This is a genomic window from Pontibacter brevis (assembly GCF_054779655.1).
On the sequence record NZ_BAAGXV010000006.1, the window covers coordinates 22,528 to 45,729 of the forward strand.

General features: G+C 49.5%; 21 protein-coding genes. 8 read left to right on the top strand and 13 right to left on the bottom strand.

The features are described 5' to 3' along the window. Window positions 1-58: 58 nt before the first annotated feature. On the top strand, window positions 59-1,108 hold the full coding sequence (locus ACYVB1_RS00880; protein ID WP_460919528.1) for a bile acid:sodium symporter family protein: 1,050 nt from the start codon (window positions 59-61) through the stop codon (window positions 1,106-1,108). 96 nt (window positions 1,109-1,204) lie between these two features. On the opposite strand, the gene ACYVB1_RS00885 is transcribed toward ACYVB1_RS00880, so the two are convergent. The 8 genes from ACYVB1_RS00885 to hemG all read right to left on the bottom strand — a co-directional run bounded on the left by ACYVB1_RS00885 (window position 1,205) and on the right by hemG (window position 9,903). Next, window positions 1,205-1,525 carry a DUF3817 domain-containing protein gene (locus ACYVB1_RS00885; protein WP_460919530.1) on the bottom strand — a complete coding sequence of 107 codons (321 nt, stop codon included), beginning with the start codon at window positions 1,523-1,525 and terminating at the stop codon, window positions 1,205-1,207. 109 nt (window positions 1,526-1,634) lie between these two features. After that, window positions 1,635-2,753 (bottom strand): chorismate mutase, encoded by a 1,119-nt coding sequence (locus tag ACYVB1_RS00890; protein ID WP_460919532.1) that lies wholly within the window; start codon window positions 2,751-2,753, stop codon window positions 1,635-1,637. Further along, complete coding sequence (locus tag ACYVB1_RS00895; protein WP_460919534.1) at window positions 2,740-3,930, bottom strand: pyridoxal phosphate-dependent aminotransferase; 1,191 nt, start codon at window positions 3,928-3,930, stop codon at window positions 2,740-2,742. Before ACYVB1_RS00895 ends, ACYVB1_RS00890 begins: the two co-directional genes overlap by 14 nt. Window positions 3,931-3,934: 4 nt before the next feature. After that, the gene (locus ACYVB1_RS00900; protein ID WP_460919536.1) at window positions 3,935-4,810 is read right to left on the bottom strand and encodes a prephenate dehydratase; all 876 of its coding nucleotides are present in this window, start codon (window positions 4,808-4,810) and stop codon (window positions 3,935-3,937) included. Between the two features lie 322 nt (window positions 4,811-5,132). After that, a complete protein-coding gene (locus tag ACYVB1_RS00905) occupies window positions 5,133-6,239 on the bottom strand; it encodes a 3-deoxy-7-phosphoheptulonate synthase (RefSeq protein WP_460919538.1) in 1,107 nt (368 codons plus the stop codon). Window positions 6,240-6,555: 316 nt separating this feature from the next. Continuing rightward, a complete protein-coding gene (locus tag ACYVB1_RS00910) occupies window positions 6,556-7,500 on the bottom strand; it encodes a TerC family protein (protein ID WP_460919540.1) in 945 nt (314 codons plus the stop codon). Between the two features lie 304 nt (window positions 7,501-7,804). After that, window positions 7,805-8,539, bottom strand: a complete 735-nt coding sequence (locus ACYVB1_RS00915) for a polyprenol monophosphomannose synthase (RefSeq protein WP_460919542.1) — start codon at window positions 8,537-8,539, stop codon at window positions 7,805-7,807. Window positions 8,540-8,556: 17 nt separating this feature from the next. Further along, a complete protein-coding gene (hemG, locus tag ACYVB1_RS00920) occupies window positions 8,557-9,903 on the bottom strand; it encodes a protoporphyrinogen oxidase (RefSeq protein ID WP_460919544.1) in 1,347 nt (448 codons plus the stop codon). A gap of 275 nt (window positions 9,904-10,178) precedes the next feature. On the opposite strand from hemG, the gene ACYVB1_RS00925 reads away from it, so the two are divergent. Further along, complete coding sequence (locus ACYVB1_RS00925) at window positions 10,179-10,709, top strand: D-glycero-alpha-D-manno-heptose-1,7-bisphosphate 7-phosphatase (RefSeq protein WP_460919546.1); 531 nt, start codon at window positions 10,179-10,181, stop codon at window positions 10,707-10,709. A 36-nt stretch (window positions 10,710-10,745) separates the two neighbouring features. Here the strand turns inward: ACYVB1_RS00925 and ACYVB1_RS00930 are convergent, their stop codons facing one another. Further along, on the bottom strand, window positions 10,746-10,910 hold the full coding sequence (locus tag ACYVB1_RS00930) for a hypothetical protein (RefSeq protein ID WP_460919548.1): 165 nt from the start codon (window positions 10,908-10,910) through the stop codon (window positions 10,746-10,748). A gap of 93 nt (window positions 10,911-11,003) precedes the next feature. Next, window positions 11,004-12,401 carry a type III PLP-dependent enzyme domain-containing protein gene (locus tag ACYVB1_RS00935; RefSeq protein WP_460919550.1) on the bottom strand — a complete coding sequence of 466 codons (1,398 nt, stop codon included), beginning with the start codon at window positions 12,399-12,401 and terminating at the stop codon, window positions 11,004-11,006. A gap of 206 nt (window positions 12,402-12,607) precedes the next feature. Here ACYVB1_RS00935 and rocF point away from each other — a divergent pair, with 206 nt between their 5' ends. From rocF to ACYVB1_RS00955, 4 genes are all read left to right on the top strand, one after another. Next, window positions 12,608-13,579 carry an arginase gene (gene rocF, locus ACYVB1_RS00940; RefSeq protein ID WP_460919552.1) on the top strand — a complete coding sequence of 324 codons (972 nt, stop codon included), beginning with the start codon at window positions 12,608-12,610 and terminating at the stop codon, window positions 13,577-13,579. Next, a complete protein-coding gene (gene argS / locus ACYVB1_RS00945) occupies window positions 13,579-15,369 on the top strand; it encodes an arginine--tRNA ligase (protein WP_460919554.1) in 1,791 nt (596 codons plus the stop codon). Before rocF ends, argS begins: the two co-directional genes overlap by 1 nt. A gap of 275 nt (window positions 15,370-15,644) precedes the next feature. Further along, complete coding sequence (locus ACYVB1_RS00950; protein ID WP_460919556.1) at window positions 15,645-16,148, top strand: glutathione peroxidase; 504 nt, start codon at window positions 15,645-15,647, stop codon at window positions 16,146-16,148. A gap of 64 nt (window positions 16,149-16,212) precedes the next feature. Next, the gene (locus ACYVB1_RS00955) at window positions 16,213-17,145 is read left to right on the top strand and encodes a 1,4-dihydroxy-2-naphthoate polyprenyltransferase (protein WP_460919558.1); all 933 of its coding nucleotides are present in this window, start codon (window positions 16,213-16,215) and stop codon (window positions 17,143-17,145) included. 132 nt (window positions 17,146-17,277) lie between these two features. Here the strand turns inward: ACYVB1_RS00955 and ACYVB1_RS00960 are convergent, their stop codons facing one another. The 3 genes from ACYVB1_RS00960 to ACYVB1_RS00970 form a co-directional block, all read right to left on the bottom strand. After that, window positions 17,278-17,997 carry a hypothetical protein gene (locus tag ACYVB1_RS00960; protein ID WP_460919560.1) on the bottom strand — a complete coding sequence of 240 codons (720 nt, stop codon included), beginning with the start codon at window positions 17,995-17,997 and terminating at the stop codon, window positions 17,278-17,280. A gap of 235 nt (window positions 17,998-18,232) precedes the next feature. After that, window positions 18,233-18,844, bottom strand: a complete 612-nt coding sequence (gene pncA / locus ACYVB1_RS00965; protein WP_460919562.1) for a bifunctional nicotinamidase/pyrazinamidase — start codon at window positions 18,842-18,844, stop codon at window positions 18,233-18,235. Between the two features lie 121 nt (window positions 18,845-18,965). Continuing rightward, complete coding sequence (locus tag ACYVB1_RS00970) at window positions 18,966-20,366, bottom strand: DEAD/DEAH box helicase (protein ID WP_460919706.1); 1,401 nt, start codon at window positions 20,364-20,366, stop codon at window positions 18,966-18,968. A gap of 697 nt (window positions 20,367-21,063) precedes the next feature. Here ACYVB1_RS00970 and ACYVB1_RS00975 point away from each other — a divergent pair. Further along, window positions 21,064-21,816, top strand: coding sequence for a YebC/PmpR family DNA-binding transcriptional regulator (locus ACYVB1_RS00975; RefSeq protein WP_460919564.1), 753 nt, complete (start codon window positions 21,064-21,066; stop codon window positions 21,814-21,816). Window positions 21,817-22,049: 233 nt separating this feature from the next. After that, window positions 22,050-23,165, top strand: coding sequence for a CaiB/BaiF CoA transferase family protein (locus ACYVB1_RS00980; RefSeq protein ID WP_460919566.1), 1,116 nt, complete (start codon window positions 22,050-22,052; stop codon window positions 23,163-23,165). Window positions 23,166-23,202: the final 37 nt, after the last annotated feature.

A 23,202-nucleotide genomic window follows, 5' to 3' on the forward strand; every position in this document is an offset into this window, starting at 1 on the left:
ACTTTGCGGGGCCGTTATTCTTTTAGCGTAGCACAGGATTTAAGCTTATACTTGCTTTATGAAGAAAGAGCAAACGAAAGCAGAAGATGCCGTAGGCCTGGTACCAAGAGTTGGCGCGTTGGCTGCCCGCGCAGGACTAGACTGGTTTCTGCTGGCCCTGATTGGCATGATTGTGCTGGCTTACCTGTTTCCACGGGGAGGCATAGACCGGGAGCCGCTGTCTTTAGGCGATGTGGCGGGTTACGGCGTATCGGTTATCTTCTTTTTTTATGGCTTACGCCTGAGCCCGGAGAAGCTGAAGGCCGGACTCAGCAGTTGGCGCCTGCATGTAGTGGTGCAACTGAGTACCTTTGTGCTGTTTCCGCTGCTGATATTGCCGCTGCACAGTTTCTTTGAGGGAACCGACAGAGAAATGCTCTGGCTAGGCACATTCTACCTCGCGGCCCTGCCGTCCACTGTTTCTTCTTCCGTGGTGATGGTCTCAATAGCAGGTGGGAATATACCAGCCGCCATTTTCAATGCCAGTATTTCAAGCCTGCTGGGCATCTTTATTACACCTCTCTGGATGGGCCTTTTCCTGACGGCAAGCACCGAAGGATTTGACATCTGGAGTGTGATGGGCAAATTAATACTGCAGGTGTTGTTCCCAGTGGTGCTGGGCATTGTGCTGCACCGCTACTGGGGCAGTTTTGCGGAGCGGAACAAAAAGCAGCTCCGTATTTTCGACCAGGTCATTATCCTACTTATTGTATACACTTCTTTCTGTGAGTCCTTTGCTCGCAGAATGTTTAGTGCCTATAGCTTCATCGATTTACTTGTGCTTGGTGCAGCCATGGTAGGCCTGTTCTTCCTAGTGTACGGTATCATCAACGGCATCAGCCGTCTACTGGGCTTTAACCACGAAGACAGAGTTGCAGCAGTTTTCTGCGGCTCTAAAAAATCACTCGTGCATGGCACTGTTATGTCGAAGGTGCTTTTCCCTGATGCCAATATGGTAGGTATTATCCTGCTCCCTATTATGATTTATCATGCGTTGCAATTGCTGGCAGCCAGTATGATTGCTCAGGCCACAGCACGCAAGGCAGGCCTGGAGGTGCAGGGCGAGTAAGAGAAAGGCTTCTGCCTGCTTTTAGATAAGACCCAATAAAAAAAGCCTGCCAGCAACTATAGCTGACAGGCTTTTCTTAATTTATAGCGATACCCTTCAGGCAACCTGCTTTTGCTGCAGCGCCTTTTCTTCCTCAGTATGCAACAGTTTTTTGTCCAGTATGAACGGGCCAAAAGGCAGCAGGGAGGCAATTACGCCAGCCGCTACTTTCATGATAGACCAGCGGTGCACCAGCGTTACCTGTAGCAAGGCTACCATGTAAAGTATAAACAGCACACCGTGCGCCCAGCCCACATACTTCACGACTTCAGGTATGCCCAACATATACTTTAGCGGCATACCAATGCCCAGAAGAAGCAGGTAAGAGATACCTTCGTAGATGCCCACAGTCCGGAGGCGGGAAATAGGAGTTTTCATGCGATGAACATTTCTTTGTTAATGCTGCTATGCAACAGCGCAAAGGTAGAAAACGTGCCCTTCGTGCCACAACAAAATGTGTTATTATCTACGCCGGTTACCGCTTTTTTTATTTAACAGCTTCTTTTTTAGGCGAAGCAGCAGCGTTCATTACCTCGTTCTGAACACCGATAGAGTGCTGGTGAATCGCATCTAAAATGGCTTTGATAAAACTTTCTTCCACACCGATTTCATTGGCCAGCCTTACTCTGTCTTCTACAAGCTCTTTCCAGCGGCCTGCCTGAAAAATGTCCAGTTTGTTCGCGCGCTTGTACTCACCAATACGCTTGGATACGTCAGAGCGAAGGAATAACAGATTGATAAGGTCATGGTCCAGACGGTCAATCAGGCTACGCAGGTCCTGGAGTTGCTCCGGGCTTGCCACATGCTCGTGATCCAGGTCTAAAGCATTCAATAATTTAGTGAGTCCCTCTGGCGTTACCTGCTGCGATGCATCGCTCAGGGCCACATCCGGGTTGATATGAGACTCAATCATCAAACCATCTACTCCTAGGTGCAGGGCCTGCTGGCTCACCGTTTCTAACAGGTCACGACGACCTGCGATATGGCTTGGGTCGCAGAACAGCGGGATTCCCGGTGCCAGGCTTCTGATTTGCTGAATGGTTTCCCACTTCGGGTGGTTGCGGTAAGGCTTGTTGTTTGGCGTAGAGAAACCTCTGTGTATCAAACCTAAGTCTGTGATGCCAGCACGATTCAAACGCTCCAGGGCACCTAACCACAGTTGGATGTCCGGGTTAACGGGGTTTTTCACCAGCACCGGAATGTCAACACCTTGTAAGGCATCAGCTACTTCCTGCACCGAGAACGGGTTTACTGTGGTGCGGGCGCCTACCCAAAGGATATCCACACCATACTCCAGTGCTTCTTCCACGTGCTGCGTGTTAGCCACTTCTACAGCAGTTGGTAAACCAGTTTCCTGCTTTACAGTGCGCAGCCACTCTAATCCAACTTTACCCATACCTTCGAACAGACCCGGACGAGTGCGTGGCTTCCAGATACCTGCTCTGAAAATGTGTACGCGGTGGTCGTTTATCAACCCGCGGGCTGTCTGAAGCATCTGCTCTTCACTTTCGGCGCTGCAAGGGCCGCTGATAAGTGTAGGGATGGTACTACTCTTCAGTATTTTAGAGTCGGTAGTAATGTTCAGGTTTGAATTATTTGAGCTCATGGCTAACGGTTTGTAAAGTATGTTGTTTAATTCTTTTAGTTGCTTCTTCTAACTGGGCTGCTGATACACAAAGCGATACGCGCAGATATCGTTCCCCTTGGGTGCCGAAAATTTTACCTGGCGTGATAAAAACACCTGCTTTATACAGGATATCGTCCAGGTAAGCTTCCACATCGGCTATATGGTCTGGAACACGTGCCCACACAAACATGCCCACAGTACGCTGCTGGTACCGGCATTCCAGCATGTCCAGTAGCTGGTGCACAAGCACCTTGCGGCGGGCGTATTCCTCGTTGCGCGCTGCGTGCCATTCCTGGTCATTCTGCAGCGCCTCTATGGCTGCTTGCTGCACAGGTAAAAACATACCCGAGTCCATGTTGCTCTTCACTGCCAGAATGGTAGAGAGGTACTCCGGGTATCCCAGCACCATGCCCACACGCCAGCCCGCCATGTTGTGCGACTTACTTAGAGAGTTCAACTCAAGGCAGCACTCCTTGGCACCCTCCAGACTCAACAAGCTGAGTGGCGACTGGTTTGGCAGCACGAGGCTGTACGGGTTGTCGTTTATCAGTAGTATCTGGTGCTGTCGGGCAAAGGCTATAAGCCATTCAAACATATCAGCTGTGGCTTCTGTTCCCGTGGGCATGTGCGGATAGTTGATCCACATCAGCTTTACACCGCCTTCTTTTACAAGTTGCAGCAGTTCCTGCTCTTGTGGCAGCCAGCCGTTTGCCTCATCCAGGGTATAAGAAACAGGCTCTGCACCAGCCAGACGGGCCGCAGCGGCATAAGCCGGGTAGCCGGGATTCGGCACCAGCACTTTGTCGCCGGGGTTTAGGAAGGCCATGGAGATATGGGCAATGCCTTCTTTCGAGCCCATCAGCGGCAGCACTTCGGCCTCTGTGATGGCCACTTTGTAAGCCTTGCCGTACCAGGTGGCTATTGCCTCCCGCAGCGAAACGATGCCGGTATAGGACTGGTACCCGTGGCTCTGGGGAGCTGCTGCACTGTTGGTGAGCGCAGCCACAGTAGCCGCGGAAGGCAGTTGATCAGGGTTGCCAATGCCCAGGTTAATTATTTGCTTCCCTTTGGCGGCAAGTGCCCGTACTTCGGCCAGTTTCCGGGCGAAGTAGTACTCCTGTACGTTCTGGAGGCGGTCTGCTTTCGGTATAATCATGGTTTTAATGCTGTAAGGCCTTCACCTTTTTTTCAGGGTTCGGGTGTTCCGGGTACTTTGTCTTCTGGTAAAGCCCCAGTAATTGATGGTATTCCACGAGTGGTTCCAGTGAAGTAATAGTCTCCCGCAGGTTGTTGCTGGAGGTTCCTTCCAACTCTATCACCATATAATGAGCATGGCTGCGTGCGGTAGCCGGAAGTGTTTGTATCAGCGCTACATGAATATCATGCAAATGCAGCTGCCTGAAAACATCTGCAAGGGAGCCCTCGTGGGACACTTGCAGCAGGAGTGTCGCTTTGTTGGCAGAAACACTTTCCTGCGGCTGCTCCCGGCTCACTATCAGAAAACGGGTGAAGTTATCTCTTCTGTCTTCTATATTCTCTGCAAGCATCTCCAGGCGGTACAGGGCAGCGGCTTGCTTGCTGGCGATGGCTGCTACACCTTGTAGCCCTTTTTCCCTGATCTCTCTTGCGCTGTCGGCCGTATCATGGCTTTCCTGCAGTTGCAGTTGCGGCTGCTGCGTCAGAAACTCCATGCACTGGTTCAGGGCCATGGGGTGCGTGACCACTTTTGTCAGGTCCTGCAGCTGCTGGCCTGGCAATGCCATCAGGTTTTGCTCTATCGGCAACCACAGCTCACCGGTAACAAACAGGTTGAACTGGTGCAGCAAGTTGTAGTTAGGTAGAATGCTGCCTGCCAATGTATTTTCCACGGCCATGACGGCCTGGTCAGCTTTGCCCTCGTTCAATACCTCGCACAGCTGCCGGAAAGACTGGCACGGCACACTCTCCACCTCATACTGTGGGAAGTACTGCTGGGCAGCCACCTCGTGGAAAGAGGCCGGGCCTCCCTGAATTGCTACTTTTAATTTCTGTGTCATAAAAAGAAAAAGCCCCGCTTTAGGCGGGGCTCTCTGAGTTTTATACTTTACTGCACTTACACAATAGCATATCTCTGGAGCCCCCGCGGAGTACCAAAAAAGTAATAGCTAAAGTAAAATGTAATGTGCTGAATCATCTCTTGTTCTAATTGATGTGCTAAACTTAGTGAAGTATTTTTGTAAAATCAAAAGTGGAGCAAATATTTTTATGAAAAAATTAAAAAATCTGGGGAAACTGCTTAAAACAGATGTAAATGATGCGTGTTTATATTAGTAGAAGCGCCTCTCTTCATAAACAGAAAGGAGGCGCTTTTATTTCTGTTTAAGCCACGGCAGATGATCCTAAGCCGCTGCTCGCACTGCTTTGCTGTTGCAGTGCATTCAGCACTGACATAACAAGGCCTTTGTTCAATGCACTTGTGTCAGCTTGCTGCAGCCAATCGTTCATTTGCTTCTGCCATTTCTGAGCTGCCTGCGGGCTGGGCTGCAGGTCGCCCATCTGGCGCTGGCTCATTTTCTTTGAAACTTCTGTGCGGCGCAACAGCAGCTCCAGCAAGGCATCGTCGAGGCTGCCGATCTGTTGGCTCAGCTCATCGAGTTGCTCTACCAGTTCGGTGGTGCCTCCCAGTTTTACATTGGATACCACAGCATTCACCAGTAAGTCAAGTTCCTTAGGCATCAACTGCTGCTGCGGGCTGCTCAGCGCAGCAGCCGGGTTCATGTGCGACTCAAACAACAAACCGTCTGCTCCCAGATCCATAGCTTTCTGGCTTACCGGGTAAAGCAGGCTGCGACGGCCCGCTATATGGGCTGCATCGCACAGCACCGGTAAGTGAGGGTACAGCTCCTTTAGCTGCAGCATGTGGTCCCAGCGCGGATGGTTACGGTAAGGGGAGGGTTCATCGGTGGAGAACCCCCTGTTTATAACTCCTATGTCTGAGAGGTCAGCATACTGCAAACGCTCAAGCGCTCCGATCCACAGGTTCAGGTTTGGGTATACGGGGTTGTTTACAAGCACAGGAGTGTTACTGCCTTTAAGCACAGCGGCTATCTCCTCCATTGCAAAAGGGTTCACAGTGGCCCTGCCGCTGATGGTCAGGATGTCTACCTCGTGCTTCAGGGCCTGCTCCACGTGCTGGGCGTTGGCTACCTCACAGGCTGTACGGAGACCGGTTTCTTTTTTAACCATAGACAGCCATTGTAGTCCTACGGTACCTACCCCTTTAAAACTATCGGGGCGCGTGCGCGATTTCCAGATACCCGCCCTGAAAACAGACATACCTTTGATGTGCTGTAACTGTTGGGCTGTCTGAAGCATCTGTACCTCGCTCTCGGCACTGCATGGACCAGCAATCAGCACCAGCTTGCCGTCTGCGTTGCGGAAGCTGCTTTGTGGTGCTACATTGATGGTTGTTCTACTTGCTTTCATGGTTATGCTTGTTAAGAGTTTTACTGTCTGCTGTGGTTACTTGGTCTTTGGTTGCTGAATGGTTTAAATAAAAAAAGCCCTGCAAACTGCGGGGCTTCTGAGGTATTTTTAGTCCGAAAACTTTGTGCAACGCACTACCATGGGAGCCCCGCATGAGGAACCTTAAAGGGATTAGTGAGAATTTGCGCGACAAGTCTGAACATGTGTTTCTTATTTTGAATCAAAGAAAGTGAATTGTTTGTATATATACAAGCTTTTTGAAAATTTGTTGAATATTATTCAATAATAACAAGGGTTGATTGCTAAACTACTATTGCTATTCCTTAATTGGGGGCTCCGGTAGTTCCTCTTTCGGTTTCGGGTAAAGGAGCGATGCAACAACGGAAACAGTCAGTATAGCCCCTACCACCAGCAAAGCATAGCGCATATCAATCTCAACTATATCACTTAACAGCAACTTAGCGCCTATAAATACTAAAATGGCTGACAGACCATAGTGCAGGTAATGGAACAGCTGCATAATACCCGCCAGAGCAAAGTAGAGTGCCCGCAGCCCAAGCAAGGCAAACACGTTGGAGGTGTACACAATAAAAGGGTCCTTGGAAATAGCCAGAATGGCAGGGATGGAGTCAGCGGCAAATACTACGTCTGTACTTTCCACCATTATCAGGACCAGGAACAGTGGTGTGGCGTAAAGCTTGCCTTTCTGTTTTGTGAAGAATTTACCCCCATCAGGCACGTTCGTGATACGCATGTGCTTGCTTACCCAGCGTACCAAGGCATTGTCTTCAGGGTGCAGTTCATCTCCGCCGTGCGAGAAAAGCATTCTTACACCGGTAAAGATCAGGAAAGCCCCCAGGATGTAGATAATAAAATGGAACTTGGCGATAAGTGCCACGCCTACCAAAATAAAGATTCCACGCAGCACCAGGGCCCCAATTATTCCCCAGAAAAGAATTTTGTGCTGATACTTGAGCGGTACTTTAAAGTAGCTGAAGATCATGATGAACACGAAGAGGTTATCAACACTCAGGGACTTTTCAATCAGGTAACCTGTCAGGAACTCCAGAGCAGGGCCGGGGCCCTGCCAGTAGTAGATAACTGCATTAAAACCAAGGGACAGGGCAATCCAGAAAAGGCTCCAAAGCAGGGCCTCTTTTATCTTTACCTCATGCTCTTTGCGGTGAAACACAAAAAGGTCCAGCCCAAGGAGCAGGAGCACGAAAACGTTAAATAAAATCCAGAAAAGGACATTGTTCATATTAGCGAGGTAAGCAGGTGTTACTTCTAAAAAACAGCAGTACTACTGTACTTGCAACCGGCAAATTTACAGGAAAAGGCTACAGTTCTAAAGAAAGAGGAAGAATTATAATTTGAGCTGAAAATGAGCAGTGGAGAAGAAGTGTTGTTAACCTGCTGCTACTCAATAGCTAAGCGGGAGAGTATTGGTGCAGGCACCTGTTTATAACTGTACAGGTGCTTTCACGGCAAAAAAGTACAGGTGGGCGCCTGCCTGTACGGTTGGTGCCATACCATGCGCTGTATACTTTTGGCGATACGCTTATCTAATACCGGTCGAAGTGGCGGAAATAGCTGTTAATCTTCATCTGCAGCACACCTAACACGGCCTCCTTAAATATACCAGACGACATCTTGGACACACCCTTTGTGCGGTCTGTAAAAATAATGGGCACTTCTTTTATCTTGAAGCCATACTTATAAGATAAGAACTTCATCTCTATCTGGAAGGCATAGCCCACAAAGCGGATATTGTTCAGTTGTATCGTTTCTAATACTTTGCGGCGGTAGCATTTAAAGCCGGCCGTGGTGTCGGCAATTGGCATGCCTGTCACCATACGCACATAAGAGCTTGCAAAGTAAGACATGAGCACACGGCTCATGGGCCAGTTTACCACGTTTACACCCTGTATGTAGCGGCTGCCGATGGCAACATCGTAGCCATCAATGGCGCAGGCATGATACAGGCGTATCAGGTCGTCGGGGTTATGCGAAAAGTCGGCATCCATCTCAAAAATGTACTCATAGCCATGGTTCAGGGCATATTTGAAGCCATGGATATAAGCAGTGCCTAAGCCCAGTTTTCCTTTGCGGGTCTCGAGGTGTAGGCGGCCCGGGTACACAAGCTGCATTTCCCGGACAATATCAGCTGTACCGTCCGGAGACCCATCGTCAATAATCAACAGGTCAAACGGGTGCGCCAACAACATGACCTTTCGGATCATTGCCTCTATATTCTCCCGTTCGTTATAAGTTGGGATGATCACCAACGAGTCTTTCATGCCCCAAATATAGACAATCAGCTATTCAGGGCATGAGGCCGCTTTAAATTAATTTTGTAAGCAAGCTCCTTTGCATAGTGAATGCAGTTTGCCACCGACACCCCTGATTGCCAGTTGGCGGAGATGAATAAACCTTCCTGTTCCAGGCTTTTTGTCATCATGTGGGCATCCTCTATGTGCATGTCGTACTGCGGAATAGAATGCTTCCAGAGGTAAGCGTTCTGGAAGTTGGGCCTCTCGGCAGTGATGGCATGAAGTGCTGAAAGCTCTTCATGTACCCGTTGCATCAGCTTCGGCCTTTCCATCAGGGCCTTCTCCGGTGCCTGGCTTCCGCCTACAAAGGTGGTGAACAGCACCTCATGCGGGCGGCAGCGGCCGTCAAAAACAGAGCTGCTCCAGACAGAGCCTGTGGCAAAGGCCGCTTCCAGTTTCGGGTGCAAGGCGCCAAAACCGCTGGGGTAGTGAGTCACGTCTTTGCGGTTGTAGACAGTGTGCACCACTGCCAGGGGAGGGTAATTGATATTCTGCATTGCTGCTGAGAGCCCCGGAAAAGTGTACTGCAGGAGGTCTGCCGCCTGATAGGCGGGCAGGGCAAGCACCAGCAGGTTGTACTCTTCTGTGTCATAGTCGCCGGAGGAGGCGCAGGATACGATGTATCTGCCCTGGCTGCGGGTTATCATTTCTACGCGGTGCTCGGTGTGCAGCGAGATGAGTTTGTCGGCAATGGCCCGGGGCAAGGTGCGCATGCCTTTGGCAAAAGAAAACGTCTTCTGCCGGGTAAAGCTTCCTTTCTGCTGTACCAGTCCCTTCAGTACAGAGCCGTACCGCATTTCAAGCTCTTTTAGCCGGGGAAGGGCCTTTTTCACGAGCAGTCTTTCAGGGTCTCCCGCATAAATGCCGGGCATGAAAGGGCTGACGGTATAAGCGGCTATTTTACCGCCAAAGCGTCGCTCAAAGAATTGTGCTACCGTTTCATAGTCAATATCAGCAGGTGGTACATCTTTCTCTTTCAGGATGCGGTATTTAGATTTCCAGGAGAAATAGTCGCTGGACAGAAGCGAGAAAGGGGAAGAAGGCAGCCTGGTGTAGGTGCCGTCGCGCAGCACATAGCGGTGGTCGTTTTCGGGAGAGGCATATATCACTTCCCGCTCCAGTTTCAGCTCCCGCACCAGGTCATTCAACTCTGGCGTTGTTTGCAGCGAGTTAGGCCCCATCTCCAACAGGTACTCGTGTATTTTCACGGTTCGGATATTACCGCCTACCTGCGCACCAGCTTCAAACAAGTCATACGGAATACCCAATTTCTGGAGGTAGTACGCTAATGCCAGCCCCGATATGCCTGCTCCTATTATTGCTACTCTCATTCAAATCATATTAAGTTCCTGGACTGCAGCTTGCAAGTGCAGCAATTTACTGTTGTTCCTGTGGAGCAACAGTAAATTGCTGCTGTTGCATTCCTGCCCCGTCCCAGGTTATTTATACGTAGAACGTCAGCTTTTCCTGAAAGTATGCACGGTTGAAGTCCTAACGCATAGTATTTTGGCAGTTTGCGCTGCTGTTAACAGGCTCTCACAGCTTTATAGTATAGGTGACGACTAATTAATCTTTAATTTAGCGCTTCAGAACTAATTGTTTGCGCATGCAAAAGAGAAAATGCGTCTTCCTGGATCGTGACGGTGTGCTTAACCGGGAGCGGGGAGACTACACGTACAGGTTAGAGGATTTTGAGGTGTTGCCCCATGTGCCGGAGGCGCTGGCACTGCTGAAAGAGCACGGTTACCTGCTCATTGTGATTACGAACCAAGCTGGTATTGCGAAAGGCCTGTACCAGCGGTCAGATGTACTGGCTTGCCACCAAAAGCTGCAGGAGTCCTGCGAGGCGCTTGTGGATGCGATTTACTATGCCCCGGGGCACCCTCGTTATTCAGAGTCACTCTCGCGCAAGCCAGACAGCCTAATGTTTGAAAAGGCTATCGCAAAGTATAACATAGATCCGGAGGCGTCGTGGATGGTGGGTGACTCGCTGCGCGACCTGCAGGCTGCCGCCAAAGTAGGGGTGGCTTCTGTGCTGGTAGGGGAGCAGTACCCGGGGTATGCACACCATTGGCAGGCGCGTGATCTGTGGGAGGCAACCCGACTCATACTGCAAAAAACAAAAAAGCCGGCGTAAGGCCGGCTTTTTATATAGAGTGAAATGAGGTTCAGTTTAGCTTTTAGCTACATCAGTTGCTTCTGCAACAGAGTTGGTAGCTGTTCCTTCTTCCTGTGCTGGTGTTTCAACCTGCGCATAGTTGTAAGCCGGGCAATACGTTTTGCAAGAGGCCATACCCAAAGCTAAGCACAGGGAGCCCAATAAAATAACTTTCTTCATGACAGTATTCTTTTCAGAGGATTTCAGATCAAAAATAATTCAATTAGTTTAAAAGCCAAACTATTTTATTATAATATTCAGTTTTTACTATTATTATTCCACTTCGTAGCCCAATATTTTAAGCATGGACTCGGGTGATTGTTCCGGGGCAAACTGCCAGGTTTTTATCTCTCCGTTCTCATCGCGGTCCACCAGAATGTGCTGTGGCGATGGAATGAGGCAGTGTTTGATGCCGCCGTAACCACTTAGCTGCTCCTGGTAAGCCCCTGTATGGAAGAAACCAATGTAAAGCGGTTCATCCTTCGGTATTTTCGGCAAGAACACCTGGAACGAGTGCATCTCCGAGTTATAGTAGTCCTGGCTGTCGCAGGTCATCCCGCCTAACTGTATTCTGCGGTACTCTTTGTCCCAGTGGTTAACAGCCAGCAACGGCCAGCGCTGGTTCAGTGCCCAGGCATCCGGCAGGTTCGTTATAAAAGAACCATCAATCATGTACCATAGTTCCTTGTCGTTCTGAAGCTTAGCATCCAGGATAGAGTAAATGTTAGCCGCGCTTTCGCCTACCGTAAAGATTCCGAACTCTGTAAAGATATTCGGCTCCGGCACACCTTCTTCGGCACAGATACGCTTGATGGTGCGCAGAATCTCCTGGATCATGTACCCATAATCGTAGTCGGCCTGGATAGAGGTTTTAATCGGAAATCCTCCGCCAATGTCCACCGTGTCCAGCTCCGGGCATATTTTCTTCAGTTCGCAGTACTTACGCAGATAACGGCTAAGCTCTGACCAGTAGTATGAAGTGTCCTTTATACCTGTGTTGATAAAGTAATGGAGCATCTTCAGCTCGAACTTCGGGTTGTCTTTAATCTGCTTCTCATACAAGTCAATGACATCGTCGTAGCGCACACCAAGGCGGGAGGTATAAAACTCGAACTTAGGCTCTTCGTCAGAGGCCAGTCGGATACCTACCTTTGTTTTCTGGTGCACGTTCTCCTTGTAATACTCTATCTCGCCCAGGTGGTCGAGTATCGGCATACAGTTTACGAAGCCCTCGTTAATCAGCTCAGAAATCCACTGGCGGTAGCGCTCGCGTTTAAAGCCGTTACATATTATATATGTGTTCTTGTCTATCTTGCCTTTCTTATAGAGCGCACGCACAATCTGCATGTCGTAGCCGGAAGAAGTCTCGATATGAACCCCATTTTTCAAAGCCTCTTCCATTACAAAAGAAAAGTGGGAGGCTTTGGTGCAGTAGCAATATGTATATTCACCCTTATAGTCCAGCTTCTCTATGTTCTCTGCAAACAAACGTTTTGCCTTCTGAATTTGGGAGCCGATCTTAGGGAGGTATGTTAATTTTAGAGGAGTGCCATACTCTTTGATGATGTCCATCAATGGAATGCCATTGAACTGTAACTCATCATTTACTACCTTGAACTCATCTGTAGGAAAATCAAATGTCTGATGTATAAGGTCTGTGTATTTATCCATTTATGGTGGTCGTGATATAAGAAAAAATGCAATATTGACTGTTATTTACCATCTTTGCAAAAACTTTGTTCAGATAAAATAAATCGCAGTCTGCTATACTGTGATTCAAACACAAAAGCTCGTAAAATAAATTCATAAGCGTTTTGCATTTAGCAACGATCGTTTTTTTTGCAAATTAGGTGCCAATGAAGAGCTAACGAAAAAATATGAAGAAAATTAAACTGATAGAAGTAAGATCTGAGTTAGGAGCCGGCACCAGAGGGGCAAGTATGGGCATTGAAGCCCTGAAAGTAGCGTGTTTGGATAAAGGATCCGACTATTTCAAGCGTTTCAACTCTGTCAGCGTACCTGATCTCAACTATACCCTATTCGACAAGGATGTTTTCCCTAATGCGCACCGTATCGACAGCATCCTGACGGTGCAGAAGAACATTGTGAATGCCGTAGAGCAAACAATCGGCATGGGCATGTTCCCGCTGGTGCTTGCCGGTGACCACTCTAACGCACACGGCACCATAGCCGGCGTAAAGGCCGCTTACCCTGACAAAACACTGGGCGTTATCTGGATTGATGCACACGCGGACATCCATTCGCCTTATACTTCCCCGTCGGGCAACGTACACGGCATGCCGCTGGCCATGGCTCTGAACATCGATAACCTGGATCGTCAGATAAATGACCCGGCGCCTGAGACAGTATTCTTTTGGAACTCACTGAAGAAGCTGGGTTACGACGGGCCGAAACTAAAGCCCGAGCACCTGGTATACATTGTGGTGCGCGATACGGAAGAGCCGGAAGATTACCTGATGGAGAAGTACGGCATCAAGAACTTTACGTACAAGGAGTTTACCCAAAAAGGACCAGAGCAGGTGGCAAAAGAGGCGCTGGAGCGCCTGCGCGAATGCGATATTCTTTACGTGTCGTTCGACGTGGACAGCCTCGACTCTAAATTCTCCAAAGGCACCGGTACCCCGGTAGAAGTGGGCTTAACTGTGGAGGAAGCCCAGAAGCTGAATCATTGCCTGCTGCAGGACCCGCGCGTGGTGTGCTACGAGATGACGGAGATTAACCCGACCTTAGACACAGAGAACACCATGGCCGAGAACGCGTTCGAGATTTTGGAAACGGCCACCACTGCTATTTTACACCGAGAACTTAAAAGTACAGCTATACATTAATGCAACTTCAAAACGTCCTTAGCCAAAGCATCAGTCAGGCGCTGCAAGCTTTGTTTTCTATTTCTGTTGACGCCGCACAAATCGCCCTGCAGCCTACCCGCAAGGAATTTGCCGGTACTTTCACCTTTGTTACCTTCCCCTATACCAAACAAGTTGGAAAAGGTCCTGAGCAGATTGGCCAGGCGCTGGGAGAGTACCTGAAGGAGAACACGGCGGAAGTGAAAAACTTCAACGTCGTAAAAGGCTTCCTGAACCTGGAGATAGAAGAGAAGGAGTGGCTGCGCCTGTTCAGGGGATTGATGCAGGACGAAAACTATGGGCAGGGCGAACCAATCGGTAGAAATGTGATGGTGGAGTATTCCTCACCAAACACAAACAAGCCACTGCACCTGGGCCACCTGCGCAACAACTTCCTGGGCTATGCCACAGCAGAGATCCTGAAGGCAAACGGCCACAAGGTGATGAAGGTGAACCTGGTGAACGACCGCGGTATCCACATCTGTAAATCGATGCTGGCCTATGAGAAGTTCGGAAACGGCGAAACACCGGAGAGCAGCGGCATCAAAGGCGATCACCTGGTGGGCAAGTACTATGTGCTGTTCGACAAGGCTTACAAAGAGCAGGTAGACGAGCTGGTGGCGCAGGGCATGGAGAAAGAGGAGGCTAAGAAAAAGGCCCCGCTGATGCAGGAGGCACAGGAAATGCTGCTGAAATGGGAGCAGGACGACAAAGCAGTAGTGGACCTTTGGAAGCAGATGAACAGCTGGGTGTACGCCGGCTTTGAACAAACTTACCGAAACATCGGCGTTGATTTCGATAAATATTACTACGAGTCGCAGACTTATACATTAGGTAAGGAGCGTGTAGAGGAAGGCCTGCAGAAAGAGGTTTTCTTCAAAAAAGAAAATGGATCTGTGTGGGTAGACCTGACAGACGAAGGACTGGATGAAAAGCTGCTGCTCCGTGCTGATGGCACCTCCGTTTACATTACCCAGGATTTGGGCACGGCAGAGCTGAAGTACAATGATTTCCCGTATGACCAGTCCGTTTACGTGGTGGCTGATGAGCAGAATTACCACTTCCAGGTGCTGCAGGCTACGCTGAAGAAGCTGGGCAAACCTTACGCGGAAGGCATTTATCACCTGTCTTACGGCATGGTAGACCTGCCTTCCGGTAAAATGAAGTCCAGGGAGGGTACTGTAGTGGACGCGGATGAGCTGGTGCAGGAGATGATTGACACGGCACGTCAGCAGACCGAGGAACTGGGCAAGATAGAAGGCTTTACCGAAGAGCAGGCGCAGGAGCTTTACCACACGCTGGCGATGGGCGCCCTGAAGTATTTCCTGCTGAAAGTAGACCCGAAAAAGCGCATGCTGTTCAACCCGCAGGAGTCTATCGACTTCCGTGGCAACACAGGACCGTTTGTGCAGTACTCACACGCCCGTATTTCCGCTATTCTTCGGAAGGCCGCTGAAATGGGAATTACGGTGGATGTTGCTGCTTTTGATAAGGTGGAAAGCCTGCACGAGACAGAGCAGGAGGTGATTGTGCAGTTGGTGAACTACCCGGCAGTGGTAAAAGAGGCCGGTAATCTATATGCTCCGTCTGTTATAGCCAACTATGGCTATGAACTGGCAAAGGCATACAACCGCTTCTACCAGGAAGTTTCTATTTTTAACGAGACAGACGAGCAGGCACGCAACTTCCGTATTGCGCTATCTGCGATGGTGGCCCGCTTTATCCGGCACAGCATGAGCCTGCTGGGTATTGAGGTGCCGGAGAGGATGTAAGGCTGCTTTATGTCTGACGCTGGTGCGAGCTTGTAGCTCGTGCCTTTCATCTGGAGGTACGAGCTACAAGCTCGCACCAGCGGAGGCTCTGAAGTACAGCACCATCAAAATAAGAAGTAGCATGCTGGTGCCATGTATACTGATACATTTGACCTTTAAATTCAACAAAAATGAATTGGCTGAAAAAACTTTTAGTATTGGTGCCTGTATTAGTAGGAATGATGTCCGCTTGCCAGAACAGCGCAAGCAAGAACTTAACCTCAGATACAGAAACAATGGCAACAGAAACAACCTCAAACCCCAATGCGCAAACCAGCGATTTCTATGGTTTCCAGATGAAGACGCTGGATGGGAAGAACGTGAACTTCTCCGATTACAAAGGCAAAAAAGTACTGCTGGTGAATACGGCTTCCGAGTGTGGCTACACGCCGCAGTATGCCGAACTGCAGCAGTTGCACGAAACACACGGAAACGAAGTGGTGGTGCTGGGCTTCCCGGCAAACAACTTTGGAGGGCAGGAGCCCGGCAGCAACGAGGAAATTGCTTCTTTCTGCCAGAAGAACTACGGTGTGACATTCCCGATGTTTGAGAAAGTATCGGTGGTAGGCGAGGACAAACACCCGCTTTTTGTTTGGCTGCAGCAGAATGCACCGAACAAGGAGGAGCCAGCTTGGAACTTCAGCAAGTACCTGATTGACGAGGATGGGAATGTGGTGGCCTTTTACCCATCTAAAGTAAAACCGATGGATGAGCAGGTCTTAGCCGCCATCAAACAATAACATAAAAAATCGCTGTTTAAGCCTCAAACAAACACTTGTACCTTAGGCAGCATCAGACACAACATTGAATACCACAGAACATACAACCCCGAATCTAGGTCTGGTAAAGGCCTGGATTTCGGCTTTTAGGCCACGCACGCTTCCGCTGGCGCTTTCCTGTATCGGGATGGGCGGGTTTATGGCAGCTGCGCATGGCCAGTTTAACGGCACCATCGTCAGCCTCTGCGTGCTGACCACCCTCTTTCTGCAGATACTCTCGAACCTGGCCAACGACTACGGCGACTCCAGGCACGGTGCCGACAGCGTGCACCGCGAGGGGCCGAAGCGGGCGGTGCAGGCTGGTTATATCCAGGCAGAGCAGATGAAGAAGGGGATGCTGGTGTTCAGCCTGCTCTCACTGGTATCAGGTCTGCTGTTGTTGTGGGTTGCCTTCGGAACAGAGGGCATACTCCTGTTCCTGGTCTTTCTGGTGCTGGGGCTGGCGTCTATTTGGGCTGCCATCAACTATACCGCCGGCGACAAGCCTTATGGTTATGTCGGCTTGGGCGATATCTTTGTCTTCATCTTCTTCGGGCTGGTGGGCGTGCTGGGAACTTACTTTCTGCAGGCGCAGGAATTGGAGGCAGTAGTGATTTTTCCTGCCCTTGTATGTGGCTTCTTTTCCACAGCCGTGCTCAATGTAAACAACATCCGTGATATCAAATCTGATACGCTGGCCGGTAAAAACTCCATACCCGTGCGGCTGGGGCCAAAGAGAGCACGTGTCTACCACTGGCTGCTGCTGGCAGGTGGTGTGGCAAGTGCTTTTACCTGTGTGCTGCTGAACTACACGAGCCCCTGGCAATTCCTGTTTGTGCTGGCGCTGCCGTTGGTGCTGGTAAACGGAGTTAACGTGTGGCGTAAGCAAACTTCTCAGGAACTGGACCCTTACCTGAAGCAGATGGCGCTGACCACGCTGCTGTTTGTGTTGCTGTTTGGCATAGGGCAGGTGGTTTAAAACAAACCTGTTAAAAGGGAACCGTTACTTGCCTGGCAAATTATAGCGGGAGGGGGGCAGTTAACATCTTCACTTCCCCTTGCTCAACTACTCCTGTACCACCAATTATCGAGGCAGGAGTGGCCTATAGTCTTAAACTTCTAGACTCGTGCAGAACTGCAGCAGCGCTTTCAGGTCCTCTTCCTTGTTCAGGTCAGGAGAGTGCTCTTTGAGGTAACTGCTTACGGCCTTTCTGTGCTTTGGAAACATTTTCAGGACATTCGCCTTGGTTGCTTTGTGAAACTGGTTTCTGTGGTCAACGAGAAAATAAGAAATCCTCTCCGAGAATACTACATCGCCTTTTAGCTCCAGTTTAAACCGCTGCCCGTTACTGCCGAGATAGGTGCTTGTGTTTCCGATGGAAGAGGCCCCGGTAGATTGGTTATAAGCTCCTACCTTGTCAGCACCGGCAAATTCAAACTTCTGCCTTTTTCCCAGCTTCGCAGAAGCATACTCTTCCACCAATTCCAGAAACTGTTCTTCCTGGTTATACAGGTAAATACTTTCGCCGACTACGACTGATATAAGCGCCGGTTCACCGGCTAAAGCCAACGTGTCTCCTTTAGAGTTGATAAACTGTACTTCACCCAGTAACTTATTGTAATTGAAGGTAGCCTTCGAGAAATTGCCATTCATATACACCACCTTGCCTTGTTGAAACAGAGGATAGCGATACTGATGCTCCGGGGGAATTACCTTAAGGGCATCTTCTCCGGCCTTTACCCTGAAAGTGGTGGGAGCCTCCTGGGCTAGTACAAAACTACCACTACTCAACATACTGCATACGGCTAAACCCCATCCAATTCTTTTCATAGCGAAGCAATTTTATGTGGACCCGGAGGATAAGTTTGACTCTTTTGTATATAAATTTAGCTTTTATGAAGTATAAAAGATATAGATAAGGCTTATTTATTTGATAACACTCTGATTGCCGCACTAGCACAATTGTACACGCAGGCAAAGCTTTACAGTAATGCCTGTATAGGCTGGTTGGAAGTGTTACAGGAAAAGAAAAGCCGCTCTCGTGAGCGGCTTCTGTACTTAAGGCTTAGCTGAGCAAGGAATGGCTCTGTATCAATCTGCCTCCTTTGTCTTTTATGTCTGCCTTTGCTTTTTCAAAACCCTCAGGGCTGATGGCACGCGTGGCATCTTCTACAACGATGGCTTTGAAGCCTTCCTGTAGTGCATCTTTAGCAGTAAAGTACACGCAGAAATCTGCGGCCAGGCCTGCAAGGTAAACTTCTGTTACCTCCTTGCTTCGGAGGTAGTCTGCCAGTCCGGTGCTTTTGAGGTGACCGTTGTCGTAGAAGCCGCTGTAGGAGTCGATTTGCGGGTTCATGCCCTTACGAAAAATAACTTCTACCCTGTTCATGTCAAGCGCTTTTGAAAATTCGGCACCGCTTGTGCCCTGCAGGCAATGGTTTGGCCAAAGCACCTGCTCCAGGCCCTGCAACTGGATTACCTCAAAAGTATTTTTGCCGTCATGGTTTGAGGCAAAGCTTTTATGGTTCTCCGGGTGCCAGTCCTGCGTTGCCACTATTAAATCAAACTGCTCCTGCAACTTGTTCACGATCGGAATAATGGTGTCGCCCTCAGGTACAGCCAGTGCGCCGCCTGGTAAAAAATCGTTTTGTATATCTATCAATAATAAAGCTTTCATGTTTATTGTTTGGTCCTGTTTTGTCCTGAAGTAGGATACCTCCTTTTACCAGGAATGGTATCAGCTTTATAAACAGCCAGAGCCGCTTGCAAGCGGCTTTGGCTGTTTATAAACTATCTAACTACGATGCCGGCTGATTTCCTTCTTTTGGTCCCTGGCCTGATGCACCTCCACGGTTGCGGTTTCTGTTGTTACGCTTAGGCCTGTTACTGCCACTCCCTTCTCCTGGTACAGCTGCTTTGTCTCCGCCTTCCGGTCGTGGACGAGGAGTGTGGTTTACAGCTTTGATGGGCCTGTTGCTGCCTTCGTCCTGGTGCCGTGGTTTGCTGCCGCCACTGTGGTGCTTGCTGCGGTGCTGCTTACCTTTGCCTCCAGAACCAGGACGGTTGCCGCCTCTGTGGCGGTGACTGCCGCTGTCATGGCGCTTGCCGGGGTCGTAAGCTGGCCCGGGGCCAAAGTCTTCCGGCAGTGGCAGCTTAGGTAGCTCACGTTCAATAAGGCGCTCCACCTTCTGCACACGGTACATGTCTTTCTCATTCACAAAGGTAATGGCCATACCCGTAGAAGCAGCGCGTGCTGTACGTCCCACACGGTGCACGTAGTCCTCTGCATCCTGCGGCATATCAAAGTTCACCACGTGGCTCAGGCTGTCAATGTCTATTCCTCTGGAAAGAATGTCGGTGGCCACTACAATCTGGTATTGCTTGTTTTTAAAGCCCTGCAGGGCCTTCTCTCGCTCGTCCTGCGTCATATCCGACGAGATACCCTCTGCTGTGAAGCCCATCTTCACCAGCGACCGCACAATCTGGTTCACGTTCGATTTGCGGGAGGTGAAGATAATCATGCTCTGCACGTCCAGCTCACGCAGCAGGTGCTCCAGCAGGGGCAGCTTCTGGTTGTCGTAGGTCAGGTAAATGCGCTGGTCAATGCCTTCGGCCGGCTTCGAAATCGCCAGGTTTATTTCCGCAGGGTCCTGCAGAATCTGCTGTGCCAGGTCACGGATTTTACGGGGCATGGTAGCCGAGAAAAGTAGCGTCTGGCGCTGCTTTGGCAGTTGGTTAATGATCTTCAGGAGGTCGTCCATAAAGCCCATGTCCAGCATCTTATCAGCCTCGTCTAACACTAGGTGGTTCAGCTGATCCAGCTTTACATAGCCCATGGCCAGGTGCGAGAGCAAACGGCCCGGCGTGGCGATGATGATATCAGCACCTGTGGTGAGGGCACGTTTCTGCTGCTCCCAGTCGTCGCCTTTGTTGCCACCGTATATGGCAATAGAGCTCACGGAGGCAAAGTAGCCGAAGCCTTCTACCTGCTCATCTATCTGCTTGGCGAGTTCACGCGTCGGCACCAGAATCAAGGTGCTGGTGTGGTCATAGCCTTCATGGGATATGCGGTCGATGAGCGGAAGCAGGTAAGCTGCTGTTTTGCCTGTGCCTGTCTGAGCACAGGCTATCATATCTTTTCGATCGAGTATAAGGGGAATAGCCTGTTCCTGCACGGGTGTGGGACTGTTGTAGCCCATGGAATTGATTCCTGTTAATACGTCGTCGTGTAGGTTAAATGAACTGAAATTCAAGGTCTGGTATATTATGTTTCATCACAATAACTCTTACATAAGCTTTATGTTGAGTGTCTGCATGGTAAAGATAACATAAATAACTATTTGTTGCTCAAAAGACGGAATCCGTTTGCTTTTTCTTTAAATCGTTTCAATTTATCTTTTTGTATTATATTTGTACTGAGTTTAACTAATATAGCTTATCTGTAATATTATTTACCTGTATAGTTCTGCTTTAAAACATGTCGCAAGCGTCTAAGAGACAGGTTATATATAGATATTTTTATATTAAAATATTATAATATTTATTTAAAATGTTATACCTGCTGCAACATTGTTCAGGAGCAGGCGTAATAATGCTTGTGATTTGAATCAATACAATCAAAATTAATATATCTTATTTTATATATTTATGAAAAAGGTTATACAAGATTCGCCTAATTTCTTTTTACTGTTAGGCGTGAACATCGTGAATGCCATCTTTATGTTTATGCTATAAGCACTTTAGTATTTACCATTTACTATACTCCATTTTAAAAGAGCAGCCTTGCTATAGCGGGGCTGCTCTTTTTATGCATCTGTAGGAAATAATGCGTTATTTTGTCTTGTTTCCAGGTAAGGAAGACCGTATATCTCACTAAACCAAACCAGCAGTTAGTATATGGCAGGACACAACAAATGGTCGCAGATAAAGCGCAAAAAGGGCGCTCTGGATGCTAAACGCTCCAAAATATTCACGAAACTGATAAAAGAAATAACAGTGTCAGTGAAAGAGGGAGGACCTGATCCTGATGCTAACCCGCGCCTGCGCCTGGCTATACAGCAGAGTAAAGCGGCCAACATGCCGAAGGATAACATAGAACGTGCTGTCTCGAAAGGGGAGGGTGCAGACGGTGATTACAGCGAGGTGACGTATGAGGGGTATGCTTCCAATGGTGTGGCTGTTTTTATCGAATGCCTTACAGATAACATCAACCGTACGGTACAAAACCTGCGCACTATCTTTAACAAAGGGAACGGCAGTTTAGGCGTAAATGGCTCTGTAGAGTTCCTGTTTGATAGAAAAGGAGTCTTTACCATAAAGCAGGACCCGGAGCAACCGGTGCAGGAAGAGGAAATGATGCTGGAGTTGGCTGATGGTGGTGCCGAAGACGTGGAGTTTGAAGAGGATTATATTACAGTATATTGTGCCATGGAAGATTTTGGCGCCATGCAGAAAAAAATAGAGGAGCTGAACCTGGAGCTGGAAAGCGCCGAGCTGCAGCGGATTCCGCAGACAACCGTAACAGTGGATGACCCTGAGGCTGTACGCCAGATTCTGAGGCTAATAGACGCCTTGGAAGATGACGACGACGTGCAGAAAGTTTATCATAACCTCGAACTTAGCGAGGAAGTAATGGCAGCGCTGGAGTAAGCTGCAGACCATACACTAAAAAAAGGGACGGAAGCAGGGCTTATTTCCGACCTTTTAAATTTTGAGCTAACCCATTCAAAAACAAAGTTGTAAATATACCAGGTTGAGTTGTCAGCTACTCTCCCGGGTTTTGCTACGTGTTCCATTCGGGCTGAACAAATCACTGACTGATGTTTACGTATCTTTGGTGGTAAATCTAACGGGCGAAAGCCTGGCATAAGAGCAGGATACGTATGCAGAACCCAATATTCAAAGATATGCTGGTGCTGGAGCTGGCAAGTGTGCTGGCAGGGCCAAGTGTGGGGCAGTTCTTCGCGGAGCTGGGTGCCAAAGTAATCAAAATAGAGAATGCAGCTACCAGGGGCGATGTTACCCGGAACTGGAAGCTGGCATCTGAGCCAGCTGACACAGACACACCTGCTTACTTTTGTGCTGCCAACTGGGGAAAGCAATCGCTGCCATTGGACTTAACGGTGCAGACGGACCTGGTGCAACTGTATCAGCTGGCAGAGCAGGCCGATGTGGTGATTGCCAGCTATAAACCCGGTGATGCTGAAAAACTGAAGGTAGATGCCGCTACACTTAGAAACATAAACCCGCGCCTGATCTATGGGCATATCACAGGTTATGGCCCCGACGACACCAGGGCAGGCTACGACGCTGTGGTGCAGGCGGAGAGTGGCTTTATGTACCTGAATGGTGAGCCTGACGGTGCGCCTACTAAGATGCCGGTGGCCCTGATGGACATCCTGACGGCACACCAGCTAAAGGAGGGGCTGCTGGTGGCTTTGCTGCACCGTGAGCGAACAGGACAGGGGCAGTTGGTGCAGGTTTCGCTGCTGGAGGCGGCGGTGTCGGCGCTGGCAAACCAGGCGACCGGCTACCTGGTAGCAGGGCAGCACCCGCGCCGCTTGGGCTCCGAGCATCCCAGTATTGTACCCTACGGCAGTGCCTATACTACTAAAGACGGAAAACAGCTGGTACTGGCTATTGGCGATGACCGGCAGTTCCGGAAGCTCTGCACCGCGCTTGGTGCTCCGGAGGTTGCCGCCAACCCCAGGTTCAGCAGTAATTACAACCGTGTGCAGCACCGGGCAGAGGTAAACAAAATACTGCGCAGCCTTGTCAAGCAGCAGGAGCGGGAGCCTTTGCTGCAACTGCTGCACGAGCAATATGTGCCTGCAGGCGCTGTCAACACTATTCCAGAGGTGTTTGAACTACCACAGGCGCAGCACATGCTGCTGCATCATCCGGGGGTGAAGCCGGGAGTAAAGCAGGTGGCGTTCAAGCTGGCAGGGCAGGAGCAAGAAGAGATAACGCCACCGCCAACATATAGTGAGAAGCCGTAAAACAGTAATTTGCCTGAAGGTAAAGGCTTATCCATTT

Excerpts from the sequence above, each read along its gene's own strand:
- ACYVB1_RS00880 (WP_460919528.1), top strand. The coding sequence starts at position 59 with ATGAAGAAAGAGCAAACGAAAGCAGAAGATGCCGTAGGCCTGGTACCA.
- ACYVB1_RS00885 (WP_460919530.1), bottom strand. The coding sequence starts at position 1,525 with ATGAAAACTCCTATTTCCCGCCTCCGGACTGTGGGCATCTACGAAGGT.
- ACYVB1_RS00890 (WP_460919532.1), bottom strand. The coding sequence starts at position 2,753 with ATGAGCTCAAATAATTCAAACCTGAACATTACTACCGACTCTAAAATA.
- ACYVB1_RS00895 (WP_460919534.1), bottom strand. The coding sequence starts at position 3,930 with ATGATTATACCGAAAGCAGACCGCCTCCAGAACGTACAGGAGTACTAC.
- ACYVB1_RS00900 (WP_460919536.1), bottom strand. The coding sequence starts at position 4,810 with ATGACACAGAAATTAAAAGTAGCAATTCAGGGAGGCCCGGCCTCTTTC.
- ACYVB1_RS00905 (WP_460919538.1), bottom strand. The coding sequence starts at position 6,239 with ATGAAAGCAAGTAGAACAACCATCAATGTAGCACCACAAAGCAGCTTC.
- ACYVB1_RS00910 (WP_460919540.1), bottom strand. The coding sequence starts at position 7,500 with ATGAACAATGTCCTTTTCTGGATTTTATTTAACGTTTTCGTGCTCCTG.
- ACYVB1_RS00915 (WP_460919542.1), bottom strand. The coding sequence starts at position 8,539 with ATGAAAGACTCGTTGGTGATCATCCCAACTTATAACGAACGGGAGAAT.
- hemG (WP_460919544.1), bottom strand. The coding sequence starts at position 9,903 with ATGAGAGTAGCAATAATAGGAGCAGGCATATCGGGGCTGGCATTAGCG.
- ACYVB1_RS00925 (WP_460919546.1), top strand. The coding sequence starts at position 10,179 with ATGCAAAAGAGAAAATGCGTCTTCCTGGATCGTGACGGTGTGCTTAAC.
- ACYVB1_RS00930 (WP_460919548.1), bottom strand. The coding sequence starts at position 10,910 with ATGAAGAAAGTTATTTTATTGGGCTCCCTGTGCTTAGCTTTGGGTATG.
- ACYVB1_RS00935 (WP_460919550.1), bottom strand. The coding sequence starts at position 12,401 with ATGGATAAATACACAGACCTTATACATCAGACATTTGATTTTCCTACA.
- rocF (WP_460919552.1), top strand. The coding sequence starts at position 12,608 with ATGAAGAAAATTAAACTGATAGAAGTAAGATCTGAGTTAGGAGCCGGC.
- argS (WP_460919554.1), top strand. The coding sequence starts at position 13,579 with ATGCAACTTCAAAACGTCCTTAGCCAAAGCATCAGTCAGGCGCTGCAA.
- ACYVB1_RS00950 (WP_460919556.1), top strand. The coding sequence starts at position 15,645 with ATGGCAACAGAAACAACCTCAAACCCCAATGCGCAAACCAGCGATTTC.
- ACYVB1_RS00960 (WP_460919560.1), bottom strand. The coding sequence starts at position 17,997 with ATGAAAAGAATTGGATGGGGTTTAGCCGTATGCAGTATGTTGAGTAGT.
- pncA (WP_460919562.1), bottom strand. The coding sequence starts at position 18,844 with ATGAAAGCTTTATTATTGATAGATATACAAAACGATTTTTTACCAGGC.
- ACYVB1_RS00970 (WP_460919706.1), bottom strand. The coding sequence starts at position 20,366 with ATGGGCTACAACAGTCCCACACCCGTGCAGGAACAGGCTATTCCCCTT.
- ACYVB1_RS00975 (WP_460919564.1), top strand. The coding sequence starts at position 21,064 with ATGGCAGGACACAACAAATGGTCGCAGATAAAGCGCAAAAAGGGCGCT.
- ACYVB1_RS00980 (WP_460919566.1), top strand. The coding sequence starts at position 22,050 with ATGCAGAACCCAATATTCAAAGATATGCTGGTGCTGGAGCTGGCAAGT.